Source organism: Microbacterium sp. H83 (assembly GCF_001650405.1).
Classification (GTDB): Bacteria; Actinomycetota; Actinomycetes; order Actinomycetales; family Microbacteriaceae; genus Microbacterium.
Genome location: NZ_LWCU01000006.1, coordinates 1 through 12,949, shown reverse-complemented (window position 1 = coordinate 12,949; position 12,949 = coordinate 1). Strand labels below are relative to the sequence as shown.

The following is a 12,949-nucleotide window of genomic DNA, read 5'->3' as shown; positions in this document are numbered from 1 at the left end:
GGATGACGAAGGGGCCGGACGCATCAGCATCCGGCCCCTTCGTCGTTCCCGCTCGGGGGAGGGGGGAGTCAGTACTGGACTCGCACCTCCATGCCGATGGGGGACCAGTCGTAGACGAACTTGGCGACGTCGATGGGCATGTTCACGCAGCCGTGGCTGCGCGGGGTGCCGAAGTCGTTGTGCCAGTACGTGCCGTGGAATGCCTCGTCGCCGTTGAAGTAGGTGACCCAGGGGACGTTCGGTGTCTCGGTGATCGAGCCGTCGGGCTCGCGGCTCTTCATGTTCTGGATGCGGACGTGGGCGTAGACCCTGAAGTTCCCCACGTCCGTCGGCGTCGCCGACTTGCCCGAGGAGATCTTCCAGGAGTTGACCACGACGTCGTTCTCGTACGCGGTCGCCGTCTGGGCGCTCAGGTCGACGACGATGTTGCGCTTGAGGTTCACCGACTGGAACGGCGTCTCTGTGACCGCGATGGGGAAGACGCCCTCGCCCGCCTGCAGCTTGTCGACGACCTCGGACGCGAGGTTGGACGTGTCGCTGATCGCCCGACCGGCGACGCCCTCGGACTCGACTCGCAGGATCTCGCCCGAGGAGTTCACGATGTTGGTCGCATCGACCGGTGCGCGGTCGACGGCAGCGGGCAGCGCGTCGACGGTCGCCTGGATCGCGGTCTGATCGGCCTCGATCTTCAGCTCTCCGCCGTCGTCGACCACGGTGAACCAGGTCGAGGCGGTGGCGGCGTCGATCGGAACGGTGCGCTCCTCGCCGAGATAGAAGCCGATGGATCCGAGCATCGTGTTCACGGACGCGACCATGGCCGTCGCATCCTCGTCGGAGATCGCCGGGGCGGCCTCGGCGGGATCTCCGGAGAACTGCAGGGTGCGGCCGCCGTCGGCGATGGTGTCGGTGATCGCGGCGCCGAGGGCGTCGACGTCGATCGCCGTGCCCGTCTCGGACGGCGTGACGACGTATGCGCCGGTCGCGGCGTCGAACACGACGCCCGCGTTCACGGGGTCGACGAAGCTCGAGGGGACGGCGTCGCGAAGGACGGATTCGGCGGCGTCCGCGTCGAGGGCGATGTCGCCGGGGACCGGCTCACCCATCCAGGCGCCGACGTTCCACAGCGGGCGTTCCGCGAAGGCCCGATCCGCGAGGGCGGACGCATCGATCTGCGCCCCCAGGTCGGCGCCGGTGAGGACGGTGTCGCCGCCTGCGCCGGTCAGGGTGATCTCCGTGTCGGCGACGTGCGAGCTGATGACGTCCGCGGCAGCGCCGGGGGTCATCCAGCCGACGGGGATGCCGGCGACCGTGGTGCCCGGGGCGATCAGGATCATCGAGGCCGCTCCGGCGCCGATCACGACCGCACCGACGCCGAGGCCGATCCAGAGACCGAGGCGCTTCTTCTTGGGAGTCGGTTCGATGGGCGCCCACGCCAGCGGCTGGTCGCCGTCGCTCGGAGGGAGCGCCTCGGTGGGTGCATCGCCGTCGGGGCGGGCGTTCGCGGTTCCCCCGACGCCCTCCGAGACGGTCGACTCATCCAGCTTCGCGGTCTTCGCGTCCTGCGCTGCGGTCAGATCGGTCACGAACTTCACCCCCCGGTACTCGCGTGGCCTGTATATCGCTCAATGGTACGGGATGGGAGGTAACGGGGAGGCAACGGTCGTGATATCACGCGCGCGGTGCCTCCCGCGACGACTCCTGCTCAGTCGGAGACGACGGCGAGCCCGTCGATCTCGACGAGCATCTCCTCGCGGGGGAGGCCCGTGAACACGGTGGTGCGCGAAGGCAGGACGTCGCCGGTGGTGTGCGCGGACACGAACGCGCCATAGGCCTCGTTCATGATCGGGAAGTCCTCGCGCTTCGTGAGGTACACGCGCAGCATCACGACGTCGTCGAAGGTCGCTCCCGATGCCTCGACGATCGCCTTCACGTTCTCCAGCGTGCGGGTGGTCTGCGCCGCGACGTCACCGGGGAACAGGTACTCGTTGGTCGCGGGGTCGACCGGGCCCTGACCGGAGACCTGGACGATCGGTCCCTTGCGGACACCCTGCGAGAAGGTGTGGGCGGGGGCGGGGGCGGCGTCGGTCGAAACGCGGATCTTCGCAGTCATACCGACAGCCTAGTAGCCTTGTTAGATGCCTCTACAAATCCCTGACCCCGTGATCGGAAGCTGGACGAAGGGGTTCCCGGCGCATGCCGCGGGTCTCGCGCTCTCCGACGTCGCGGGGGCCGGTCTGCGGGTCTCCGACCTGATGACGCCGGTGCTCACGGTCCACGAGGCGGCCTTGGCCCACAACGAGACGACGGTCTTCGAGTGGGCCGCGCGCGAAGGGGTGCTGCTCGCCCCGCACGGCAAGACGACGATGGCGCCCGCGCTGTGGCAGCGCCTGCTCGACGCCGGCGCGTGGGGCATCTCGGTCGCGACCCCCTGGCAGGCGGAGTTCGCCGTCTCGGTCGGTGTCGACACGGTGCTGATCGCGAACGCGGTCACGGATGCGGCGGCCGCGCGCCGACTCGGCGACCTGCTGTCGGAGCGCGACGGGCTGCGGATCCTCTGCTGGGCGGATTCGGCCGCCACGGTGGGCATCCTCGCCGACGCGCTCGCCGGAGCCCGCCGCCCCCTCGACGTCCTCGTCGAGCTCGGCGGAGCGGGTGGGCGCACGGGCGCGCGCAGCATCGAGGAGGGCGAGGCCGTCGCCGAGGCCATCGCCGCTGCGGACGGTCTGCGGCTCGCCGGCGTCACCGGCTACGAGGGGCCGTTCGGTCCCGACAGGAGCGCATCCTCCGTGCAGGCCGTCGACGCGTATCTGCGGACGCTGGTCGAGCTGCATGCGCGACTCGACTACGCCGACGGCATCCGCCCCGTGCTGAGCGCCGGAGGGAGCTCCTTCCCCGACCGCGCCGCCGCGGTGCTCGCTCCGCTTCGCGGAGAGAACGACATCGTCCTGCGCTCCGGTGCCTTCCAGATCCACGACGACGGCTTCTACTCGCGGATGTCGCCCTTCGGACCGCTCACGGACACCGCACCGCTGCGCTCGGCGATGCACGCGTGGGCGCGCGTCGTGTCGCAGCCCGAGGACGGCCTCGCCCTTCTCGACGCGGGGCGACGGGACGTGCCCTTCGACATCGATCTGCCCGCACCGCAATCCGTCGACGGGACCATCACGGCACTCAACGACCAGCACGCGTTCCTGCACCTCGCGCCCGGGGCCACGGTCGCTCCGGGGGAGGTCGTGCGCCTCGGACTCTCGCACCCGTGCACGGCCTTCGACAAGTGGCGGGTGGTCGCCGTGATCGACGATCCCGACGCCGAGGACCCGAGGGTCGTCGGGGCGGTGGCGACATGCTTCTGAGTGCCGAGAGGCCGGTCCGGATCTACCGCGGCGCCACGGTCGTCGACGGCACCGGGGCCGCGCGCTTCATCGCCGACGTGGCGGTCGAGGGCGCGCGCGTGGTGGGCGTGAGCAGAGAAGGCGCGGAGATCGACTTCCGGCTGCCCGAGGGGGCGGCTGAGATCGCCGCCGCGGGCCTCGTGCTCGCTCCCGGCTTCATCGACATGCATGCGCACAGCGAGCTCGCTGTGCTGCGCGGCGCCGCGCACGAGGCGAAGATCCGCCAGGGGGTGACGACCGAGGTGCTCGGTCAGGACGGCCTCGGGTACGCCCCCCTCGACGATGCTGCGGCGGCCGTGATCCCGGCGCAGATCGCGGGATGGAACGGCGCGCCGACCACGGCGCCGTGGCGGACCATGGGCGACCTGCTCGACGCGATGGATGCGGTCACCGTCGCGAACGCCGCACTGCTCGTGCCGCAGGGCAATCTGCGGATGATGGTCGTCGGCCACGAGAACCGCAGGGCCACGTCGGACGAGATCGAGCGGATGTCCGTTCTGCTCGGCGCCGCGCTGGACGCCGGAGCGTTCGGGATGTCGAGCGGTCTCACCTACACCCCGGGGATGTACGCCGACACCGCGGAGCTCGAGGCGCTGTGCCGGGTCGTGGCCGAGCGCGGCGGATACTGGGCGCCCCACACCCGCAGCTACGGAGGGTCCGCCCTCGACGCCTATCGCGAGGCGCTGGACATCGGACGCCGCACGGGCTGCGCCATCCACCTGACCCACGCGACCATGAACTTCGCGCCGAACCGCGGGCGCGCCGCCGAGCTGCTGTCGCTCGTGGACGATGCGCTCGCCGACGGCGTGGACGTCACGCTCGACACGTACCCCTACCTCCCCGGTGCGACCACGCTCGCCGCGCTGCTGCCCAGCAGGCTGTCGGAGGGGGGAGACCTGATCGGCACGATCGCGGCACTGGACGCGGAGGGCCGTGAAGCGGTGCGCGTCGAGCTCGAGGAGATCGGCTGCGACGGCTTCCACGGCGAGCGCGCCGACTGGTCGGCGATCCAGATCGCCGGGACGGGGGATCCGTCGCTCGCCGCGCTCGTCGGTCACACGGTCGCGGAGATCGCCGACGCCTCCGGACGCCGTGCGGTCGACGTGGTGCTCGACACGATCGTGGCGGACGCCGGCGCGACCGGCATCCTCATGCACATCGGCGACGAGGACAACGTCAGGGCCATCATGCGCCATCCGCGGCACAGCGGGGGCAGTGACGGCATCCTGATCGGCGCCAGGCCGCACCCGCGCGGCCGCGGGACGTTCCCCCGCTATCTCGGCCACTACGTGCGCGAGCTCGGGGTCCTGTCGCTCGAGGAGGCCGTGCGGCACCTGTCCGGCACGCCCGCCGCACGGCTGGGACTCGACCGCGGCGACGCGCCTCGCGGCGTGATCCGCGAGGGCGCGACCGCCGATCTCGTCCTGTTCGATCCGGAGACGGTCGACGCCGGCGCCACCTTCGACGCGCCGTTCGAGCCGCCGCGAGGGATCGTCGAGGTGCTCGTCGCGGGAGTGCCGGTCGTCGCGCGCGGCGACGTCACCGGCGAGACGCCGGGTCATGCCCTGCGAATGCCGCCACCCGCGCATCGCGCGACCGTGCCCCGCGCTGCCGCCGTCATCGATCCGGCCGCGCCTCCGTTCGTGTGGACCACGCGCACCGCCGTCATCGCACCCGACGGACTCGGCGCGAGCATCGAGCTGCTGGGGGAGCCGTCCGGCGACGGAGGCTCCGGACCCGCGATCGCCCTTCGCGTCGACGAGGCGCTCGCCGCTCTGCCGTTCGCGCGTGATCGGGTCTCGGACGAGGCGTTCCGGGTGGTGGTCGCCGCACACGGTGTCGAGGTCGCCGGTGCCACGGCTGCCGGGGTCTTCCGCGGCGTCACGGTGCTGCGTCAGCTGCGGGATCCGAGCGGCGCGGAGACGCGGATCCCCGCCGGCGTCTGGGAGGGGGCTCCAGCCCACGGATGGCGGGGTGCGATGCTCGACGTCGCCCGTCACTTCCGCCCGGTCGATGACGTGCGTCGCCTCGTCGACCTGCTCGCCGACCACCATCTGAACGTGCTGCACCTTCATCTCACCGACGATCAGGGGTGGCGCTTCGAGGTGCCCGGATATCCGCTGCTCACCGAGCGGGGAGCGCGCCGTGAGGCGACGCAGCTCGGACACGGCCCGTTCGCGACGGTCGAGCCCGGAGTGCACGAGGGGCACTACTCGGATGCCGAGCTGCGCGAGCTCGTGCGGTACGCGGCGGACCGCTTCGTCACGATCGTGCCCGAGGTGGAGCTGCCCGGCCACGTGCAGGCCGCGCTCGCCGCCTACCCCGAGCTCGGCAACACCGACGCGGGTGAGCCGATCACGACCCCCTGGGAGCGCTTCGGCGTCAATCCGCGCACTCTCGCGCCGACGGAGCGATCGCTCGCCTTCGGCCGCGCAGCCATCGACGCGTTGTGCGATCTCTTCGACTCGCCGTGGATCGGCATCGGCGGCGATGAGGTGCCGGTGACCGAATGGGCGCAGAGCACTGCGGCGGACGAGAGCATGCGCGAATGGGGGCTGGAGACGCCCCGTGACGTGCAGCCCTGGTTCACCGCGCGGTTCGTCGACGCCGTCCATGCACGCGGCAGGGTCGCCCTGGCGTGGGACGAGGTGCTCGAGGGTGATGTGCCCGAGGGCGTGCAGATCCTCGCCTGGCGCGGCCCGGTCGCGATCCGCGAGGCGCTGCGCCGCAGCATCCCGGTCGTCGCGTGTCCCGACCTCGAGGTCTATCTGGACTACCCGCAGTCGGACTCGGACGAGGAGCCGATCCGGGTCGGTCCGCCGCTCCCGATCGAGCGCGCCTATTCGCTGCGCATCGAGGAGGGGGCCGTGGGGGGTCAGGCGAACGTGTGGACGGAGCATCTCCCCACGCGCGACCGCGTCGACTTCGCTGTCTTCCCCCGGCTCGCGGCGATCGCCGAGCGTCTGTGGGAGGGCGGGGAGCCGCCGCCCTTCGACGACTTCGGCAGGCGTCTGCCGACCCACCTCCGACGGCTCGCGGCGGCGGGGGTGCGGTATCGTCCTCTGGACGGACCATCGCCTGCGCAGCGTCGTCCGGGAGTGCCCGGGAAGCCGCTCACGCGTGAGGCGCGAGAGGAGATCGTGGCAGGGCTCGTGGCCCCTCTCCTCGATCGCGCGAAGACCGTCTCCGGACGGCTCGCGAAGTAATGTAACGTTTCGGTAACCCTCCCGGTACCACACCGGGCAGGGGTTGCACAATTTTTGTTCGTAAGGTCTACTAACAAACATGTCCGTATCGGGTGAACAGGCTCCATCGGCGGCGTCGGAGTACGTCGGTGCGAGCGCCCACGCCTTCGGGCCCGGACGCCACCTGCGCTCGCGCTCGAAGGTCCTTCCGGAACACGCCCGCGGACACAATCGTGCGCTGGTGCTGCAGACCCTCTATCACTCGGGCGCGATGAGCCGCGCTGACCTCTCCCGCGAGACGGGACTCACACGCGTGACGATCTCGGATCTCGTGGCGGAGTTCATCGCGGACGGCATCGTGATCGAGATGGGCGTCCGCGAGACCGTGGGGCCGGGCAAGCCGCCGATCCTCATCGACATCGACCGCGTCGGACACCAGATCATCGGCATCGACCTGTCGGGGCCGCGCGCATTCGTCGGCGCGCTGCTGAGCCTCGACGGCGACGTGCTCGAGCGGCGCGAGGTGGCGCGACCCGAGACCCCTGACGGAGACGCCGCATACGCGGCCACACTCGAGCTCGCGCGCGCACTCGTGCAGACGGCCTCGCAGCCGGTGCTCGGCGTCGGCATCGGCACGCCCGGGGTCGTGCGCCCCGACGGCATGGTGCTGAGCTCGCCCAACCTGGGCTGGACCGACCTGCCGCTCGAGGCGAAGCTCGGCGTCGAGCTCGACCTCCCGGTGCTGGTGCGCAACGACGCCAACGCCGCCGTGCTCGCCGAGTACACCTTCGGCGATGCCAAGGCGGACTTCATGCTCATCCGTATCGGGCGCGGCGTGGGCGCAGGCCTCATCACGGGCAGTCAGCCCCTCGTGGGCAGCCGCTTCGCCGCGGGGGAGATCGGCCACGTCGTGGTCGGCACCGACGGCGGTCCGCGCTGCGCGTGCGGCAAGGACGGCTGCCTCGAGGCCTGGCTCAGCGAGACGCGGCTGCGCCCCGCGATCGACGGAGCTCCCGACTCCCGCGAGGACATCCTGCGCGACGCCGGCACCCGCATGGCCATCGCCATCGCCCCGATCGTCGCGGCGCTCGATCTCTCCGAGGTCGTGCTCTCGGGGCCTGCAGACCTCCTCGACGGGGTCCTGATCGACGCCGCCGTCGAGACGCTGCACGCCCGCACCCTCGAGGGCGTGTTCGAGGACGTGCTCATCCGCCGCACCCACCAGGACGACATCGTGCTGCGCGGCACCGCGGTCATGGTGCTGTCGGGGCAGCTGGGTGTCTCGTGAGCTCCGCGGCCGACGACACGACGTGCAGGAGCACCATCCGATGACGGATGCGACACCCGCCGACCTCGCCGGTCGGCCGGTACGCGTGGGCCTCGACGTCGGCGGCACCAAGATCGACGCCGTCGCCGTGGCCCCGTCCGGCGAGATCGTCGCGCGCCGCCGACGCCCGACCGGCTGGGGAGACGAGGCGGTCGTGGCCGGCATCGTCGACGCGATCGCCGATCTCGCCGTCGACGGCGGCTTCGCACCGACATCCGTGGGCACGGTCGGCATCGGCATCCCCGGACTCGTCGACGCGGACACGGGGCGCGTGCTCCACGCGGTCAACCTCGGCGTGGAGTCGCTCGATCTCGCGGAGCGGACGTCGGCGATCATCGGCGCGCCGGTGCGGGTGGAGAACGACGTGAAGGCGGCCGCGCTCGGTGCGGCAGCTCTCCGCGGCATCACGGGATCCATGGCCTACCTCAACCTCGGCACCGGCGTGGCCGCCGGCATCGTCGTCGACGGCGCCATCTGGCGCGGTGCGCGCGGCACGGCCGGTGAGGTCGGGCACCTGTCCGTCGACCCGAACGGTCGGGTCTGCGGCTGCGGGCAGCGCGGCTGCATCGAGACCTTCTGCGGCGGAGGAGCCCTGGCGCGCGCGTGGGGTCGCCCGGGGGCGCTGCCGGTGCGGGACATCCTCGATGCCGCGGACGCGGGGGATCCCGCCGCCGCCGCGCTCCGCTCCGACCTCTTCCACGGAGCGGCCGCTGCCGTCCGCGCGCTGGTGCTGTCGGCCGACGTCGAGCGGGTGATCATCGGCGGGGGACTGACCGCGCTCGGAGATCGGCTGTTCGGCGGCGTCCGGAGTGCGCTGCGCGCGGGCGCGGAGGCGTCACCGTTCATGCGGTCGCTGCACCTGGATGAGAGAATCGAGATGCTCTCCGACGGCTCGCCGGCGGCGGCATTCGGCGCCGCGATCGTCGGCGCGACCACCCCTGTGAAGGAGATCGTCCCCCATGGCTGAAGTCGTCATCGTCGAGAACGCCGAAGCGGCCGGTGCGCTGGTCGCCCAGGAGATCGTCGAGCTCATCGACGGCCGACCGGATGCGGTCCTCGGCCTGGCGACCGGATCGACGCCCCTGCCCGTCTACCAGGCGCTGCGGGAGCGCCTCGCAGGACGCGACGTCTCCCAGGTGCGCGGCTTCGCGCTCGACGAATACGTCGGCCTCGACCCGGCCCACAGCGAGAGCTATCGGTCGGTCATCACGCGCGAGGTGGTCGAGCCGCTCGGGCTCGACCCGCGACGCATCCACGTGCCGAACGGCGCGCAGGAGACGATCCAGCACGCGGGCGCCGACTATGAGGAGGCCATCGACGCCGCCGGCGGCGTCGACCTCCAGATCCTCGGCATCGGCACCGACGGGCACATCGGCTTCAACGAGCCCGGTTCGTCGTTCGCCTCGCGCACGCGGGTGAAGACCCTCACCGAGCAGACCCGCGAGGACAACGCGCGCTTCTTCGACTCGATCGACGACGTTCCGCGGCACTGCATCACGCAGGGACTCGGGACCATCCTGCGCGCACGCCACCTCGTGCTGCTCGCCTTCGGCGAGGGCAAGGCGCAGGCCGTCGCGGATGCCGTGGAAGGGCCCCTCTCCGCGATCCTGCCCGGCTCCGCCATCCAGCTGCACCCGCACGCGACGGTCGTCGTCGATGAGGCGGCGGCCTCGAAGCTGGCGCTCGCCGACTACTACCGCTACACCTTCGCGAACAAGCCGTCCTGGCAGGGCATCTGATCCCGCGCCCCGGCGTCGACCGCGGGTCGATCCTCGGGTGATCGCGGTCCGGCGACGCCGTCGCGGCGGCTCAGCGGCCGGTGACGGGCCAGGCCAAGGGCAGCAGGTGCTCGACGCTCAGCGGAGCGAGGGGCAGCGTACCGGCGTCCGCCGGGGTGATCCATCGCAGCTCGGCGAGCTCGGCCTGCACCGTCACCTCGGCCGCCGCGATCGACACGGAGAACGCGTCCGCGATGACGCGGTGACCCGGCTCGTTCGCCGCCTCCGAGACGAACGTGCCGAGGGGCTCGAGGTCCGCCTCGTCGAGCTGCAGACCGAGCTCCTCGTGCAGTTCGCGGATCAGCGTCTGCGACGGCGTCTCATCGGGCTCGGGCTTGCCCCCGGGCTGCATGAACCTCGTCGTGCCCTGCTTGCGCACCACGAGCACCCGACCGGCGTCATCGACGATAACGGCGGCGCTGACGCGGATGTCAGGCATCCGCGGCGAACACCTTGCCGGGGTTCAGGATGCCCGCGGGATCGAACACGCGGGTGATCTGACGCTGCAGCTCCCACTGGTCGTCGCCGAGCTCGTCTGCCAGCCAACGGCTCTTCAGAGTGCCGATGCCGTGCTCGCCGGTCAGGGTGCCGCCGAGCGCGATCGCCGCGCGGAACAGCTCGTCGGCCGCCGCCCAGACGTGTGCGGGCGGCTCCGTCCCCTCGAAGATGAAGTTGGGGTGCAGGTTGCCGTCGCCCGCGTGGGCGACGGTCGGGATGGTCATCGAGTAGGCCTCCTCGATGCGGGAGATCTCGTCGAACATCGCGGGCATCGCGCTGCGCGGCACCGAGACGTCCTCGATGAGCGTCGTGCCCAGCCGCGCCATCGCCGGATGCATGGCGCGCCGGATCGCCAGCAGGCGCTCGCCTTCGTCGCGGTCGTGGGAGACCTGCGCGTCGCCGCCGTGCGCGGTGAGGATCTCGGCGATCGTGGTCGCCTCGGCGACGGAACCGGGACCGTCCGTCTGGATCGTCAGCTGGGCGGCACCGGCGCTCGGGAGGGGCAGTTCGAGCATCGCGGCCACGGCGGCGAGGCTGGCGGCGTCCATGAGCTCCATGATCGCGGGTTGGACGCCGGATGCCGTGACGGCGGCGGATGCGGCCGCGGCGGCCCTGACGTCCGGGAACGTGGCGGTGAGGGTGCACGTCGTGCCCTCCGGGAGCCGCCGGAGCTTCAGAGTCGCCCCCACGACCACACCGAGGGTCCCCTCGGATCCGATGACGAGCGAGGTGAGATCGAGGCCGGTCACGCCCTTGACGCTGCGATGGCCGAGGCGGAGGAGGCGTCCGTCGGACAGCACGAGGTCGACTCCGAGCACCGCGTCGCGCACGACGCCGTACTTGGCGCAGAGCAGGCCGCCGGCACCCGTGGCGATGTTGCCGCCGACCGTCGAGATGGCGCGGCTGGCGGGGTCGGGCGCCCACCAGAGGCCGTGCTCCGAGAGGACGTCGTTCAGGTCCGCGTTGAGGATGCCCGGCTCGACGACGGCGAGGAGGTCGTCGGCGCTGATCTCGTGGATGGCGGTCATGCGTCGGGTGGAGAGCACGATCTCGCCCTGGCCGCCGTTCGCGGCTCCGGCGAGGCCCGTCCCGGCGCCGCGGACGACCACCGGGGTGCGCGTCGCGGTGGCGATCCGCATCACGGCCTGCACGTGCTCGACGGTCTCGGCGTGCACGACGGCCAGCGGGCGCCCCGGGGCCGCGTGTCCGGACTGGTCGGCCCTGGCATCCTCGAGCGTCGTCGGGTCGGTGTCGACGAGGCCGCCGAGGGCGGACGTCAGCTGATCGAGCGCGGTCATGCGATGCGGCGCCGTCCGGTCACCACACCGGTGCCGACGGCGACCACGGCGAAGGCGATGCCGATGAACGGCTGGTCCATGAGCCACCACGCGATCGTCACGCCGACGTAGATCAGCAGCTCGACCGCCGCGCGGAGGAACGGATGCAGGCGCAGCACGGGTCGTGGCGACAGGAAGAGCGCCCACACGACGATGACGACGACGGGAGCCCCGATCCCCAGGACGATGTTCCACGGCAGCGGCCAGGTCGCGAAGCCCCAGAGGGCCAGGGTGCCGACGGCGATGACCAGGACGACCGAGCGGACGACGTCGAGGACGGTGAGGTTCGGGCGGTCGACGCCGGGGACGGGAGCGGGATCCGGGGACATGGATCCAGTCTATTCGCCGCCGTGGGGCGTCAGAGCAGGGGAGCGGGGGAGTCCGCGGCGGTCGCGGGCTGGTCGGTCGTGACCTCCGGAAGCGCGGGTGCGGGAGCGACGGGCGCGGGAGCGACGGTCGGCTCGGGAGCGGCGACGGCGGGCGCCTCCGCGGGAATCGGTGCGGCCGGGGCGGGCGCGGGGGCGACGGGCGAAGCGGGCGCGACGGGGGGCGCCTGCGCGGCCGGAGCGGCGTCTGCGGTCACGGCGTTCGCCGCCGAGGGATCGACGGGCGCCGCGGCGTCGGCCGGTGCCGCGACGAGGGAATCCGCGGTCGCGTCGGAGCGCACGAGGATGCACAGGAGCCTCGGGTCGAAGTCGTTGAGCTGACGGAGCGTGGTCGTCGTCGAAGCGCCCGCCCGGCCGTCCAGGACGTAGAAGAACTCGACGGGGGCGTCCTCGCAGATCTGCTGCAGCGACGGGCGGAGATCGATGAGCCCGGTCCCCACGGTCGAGGTCTCGTCGGCCGCGGCGAGGACGGTCGACCCGGTGCCGCCCGTGCCGCCTGCGATCGTCGTGCTCACGGTCGCACCCGCGGCGCCGGACACCGGGACGACATAGTGCGTGGTGACCAGGTCGCCGCCGATCACGAACTCGACGGTCGCGGGGGAGACAGTCGGAACGCCCTCCGGCATGCCGGGGTTCTCGCCTCCGGGGTTTTCGCCTCCGGGGTTYTCGCCTCCGGGGTTCTCGCCTCCGGGGTTCTCGCCTCCGGGGTTCTCGCCTCCGGGGTTCTCGCCTCCGGGGTTCTCGCCTCCGGGGGTCTCTTCGCCGGGGTTCTCTTCGCCGGGGTTCTCGCCTCCGGGGTTCTCGCCTCCGGGGTTCTCGCCTCCGGGGTTCTCGCCTCCGGGGTTCTCGCCTCCCGGGTTCTCGCCTCCCGGGTTCTCGCCTCCCGGGTTCTCGCCTCCCGGGTTCTCGCCGCCGGGGTTCTCGGGCTCGATGGGCGGCGCGACGGCGACCGGCGGTGCCGGCGGTGCCGGAGCCGGGACGTCCGCGGGCGCGACGGGTGGCGGAGCCGCCGGCGCGGCGAGCGGCGGCATCCTGAGCGGTGTAGG

At 72.1% G+C, this 12,949-nt stretch carries 10 protein-coding genes and 1 pseudogene; 6 read left to right on the top strand and 5 right to left on the bottom strand.

Annotation, left to right across the window (positions count from 1 at the left end):
- Positions 1 to 68: 68 nt before the first annotated feature.
- Positions 69 to 1,583, bottom strand: coding sequence for a L,D-transpeptidase family protein (locus A4X16_RS03585; RefSeq protein WP_067116664.1), 1,515 nt, complete (start codon positions 1,581 to 1,583; stop codon positions 69 to 71).
- Between the two features lie 119 nt (positions 1,584 to 1,702).
- The gene (locus tag A4X16_RS03580; RefSeq protein WP_067116491.1) at positions 1,703 to 2,110 is read right to left on the bottom strand and encodes a RidA family protein; all 408 of its coding nucleotides are present in this window, start codon (positions 2,108 to 2,110) and stop codon (positions 1,703 to 1,705) included.
- Between the two features lie 25 nt (positions 2,111 to 2,135).
- Here A4X16_RS03580 and A4X16_RS03575 point away from each other — a divergent pair, with 25 nt between their 5' ends.
- From A4X16_RS03575 to nagB, 5 genes are all read left to right on the top strand, one after another.
- Positions 2,136 to 3,353, top strand: coding sequence for an alanine racemase (locus A4X16_RS03575; protein ID WP_231880261.1), 1,218 nt, complete (start codon positions 2,136 to 2,138; stop codon positions 3,351 to 3,353).
- Complete coding sequence (locus tag A4X16_RS03570) at positions 3,344 to 6,598, top strand: family 20 glycosylhydrolase (protein ID WP_067116488.1); 3,255 nt, start codon at positions 3,344 to 3,346, stop codon at positions 6,596 to 6,598. Before A4X16_RS03575 ends, A4X16_RS03570 begins: the two co-directional genes overlap by 10 nt.
- 79 nt (positions 6,599 to 6,677) lie before the next feature.
- Positions 6,678 to 7,865, top strand: a complete 1,188-nt coding sequence (locus tag A4X16_RS03565; RefSeq protein WP_067116485.1) for an ROK family transcriptional regulator — start codon at positions 6,678 to 6,680, stop codon at positions 7,863 to 7,865.
- A 40-nt stretch (positions 7,866 to 7,905) separates the two neighbouring features.
- The gene (locus tag A4X16_RS03560; protein ID WP_067116482.1) at positions 7,906 to 8,871 is read left to right on the top strand and encodes an ROK family protein; all 966 of its coding nucleotides are present in this window, start codon (positions 7,906 to 7,908) and stop codon (positions 8,869 to 8,871) included.
- Positions 8,864 to 9,643 (top strand): glucosamine-6-phosphate deaminase, encoded by a 780-nt coding sequence (gene nagB / locus A4X16_RS03555; RefSeq protein WP_067116479.1) that lies wholly within the window; start codon positions 8,864 to 8,866, stop codon positions 9,641 to 9,643. The genes A4X16_RS03560 and nagB overlap by 8 nt, the downstream gene beginning before the upstream one ends.
- A gap of 70 nt (positions 9,644 to 9,713) precedes the next feature.
- Here nagB and A4X16_RS03550 read toward each other — a convergent pair whose 3' ends face one another.
- The 3 genes from A4X16_RS03550 to A4X16_RS03540 are packed head-to-tail and all read right to left on the bottom strand — an operon-like array spanning position 9,714 to position 11,846.
- On the bottom strand, positions 9,714 to 10,121 hold the full coding sequence (locus tag A4X16_RS03550; RefSeq protein WP_067116477.1) for an NUDIX hydrolase: 408 nt from the start codon (positions 10,119 to 10,121) through the stop codon (positions 9,714 to 9,716).
- Positions 10,114 to 11,478 carry an FAD-binding oxidoreductase gene (locus A4X16_RS03545; RefSeq protein ID WP_067116474.1) on the bottom strand — a complete coding sequence of 455 codons (1,365 nt, stop codon included), beginning with the start codon at positions 11,476 to 11,478 and terminating at the stop codon, positions 10,114 to 10,116. Before A4X16_RS03545 ends, A4X16_RS03550 begins: the two co-directional genes overlap by 8 nt.
- The gene (locus tag A4X16_RS03540) at positions 11,475 to 11,846 is read right to left on the bottom strand and encodes a YrdB family protein (RefSeq protein ID WP_067116471.1); all 372 of its coding nucleotides are present in this window, start codon (positions 11,844 to 11,846) and stop codon (positions 11,475 to 11,477) included. Before A4X16_RS03540 ends, A4X16_RS03545 begins: the two co-directional genes overlap by 4 nt.
- 751 nt (positions 11,847 to 12,597) lie before the next feature.
- On the opposite strand from A4X16_RS03540, the pseudogene A4X16_RS18460 reads away from it, so the two are divergent.
- Positions 12,598 to 12,939 (top strand): annotated as a pseudogene (locus A4X16_RS18460) (pentapeptide repeat-containing protein); the annotation flags it as partial.
- Positions 12,940 to 12,949: the final 10 nt, after the last annotated feature.

Excerpts from the sequence above, each read along its gene's own strand:
- A4X16_RS03580 (WP_067116491.1), bottom strand. The coding sequence starts at position 2,110 with ATGACTGCGAAGATCCGCGTTTCGACCGACGCCGCCCCCGCCCCCGCC.
- A4X16_RS03575 (WP_231880261.1), top strand. The coding sequence starts at position 2,136 with ATGCCTCTACAAATCCCTGACCCCGTGATCGGAAGCTGGACGAAGGGG.
- A4X16_RS03570 (WP_067116488.1), top strand. The coding sequence starts at position 3,344 with ATGCTTCTGAGTGCCGAGAGGCCGGTCCGGATCTACCGCGGCGCCACG.
- A4X16_RS03565 (WP_067116485.1), top strand. The coding sequence starts at position 6,678 with ATGTCCGTATCGGGTGAACAGGCTCCATCGGCGGCGTCGGAGTACGTC.
- A4X16_RS03560 (WP_067116482.1), top strand. The coding sequence starts at position 7,906 with ATGACGGATGCGACACCCGCCGACCTCGCCGGTCGGCCGGTACGCGTG.
- nagB (WP_067116479.1), top strand. The coding sequence starts at position 8,864 with ATGGCTGAAGTCGTCATCGTCGAGAACGCCGAAGCGGCCGGTGCGCTG.
- A4X16_RS03550 (WP_067116477.1), bottom strand. The coding sequence starts at position 10,121 with ATGCCTGACATCCGCGTCAGCGCCGCCGTTATCGTCGATGACGCCGGT.
- A4X16_RS03545 (WP_067116474.1), bottom strand. The coding sequence starts at position 11,478 with ATGACCGCGCTCGATCAGCTGACGTCCGCCCTCGGCGGCCTCGTCGAC.
- A4X16_RS03540 (WP_067116471.1), bottom strand. The coding sequence starts at position 11,846 with ATGTCCCCGGATCCCGCTCCCGTCCCCGGCGTCGACCGCCCGAACCTC.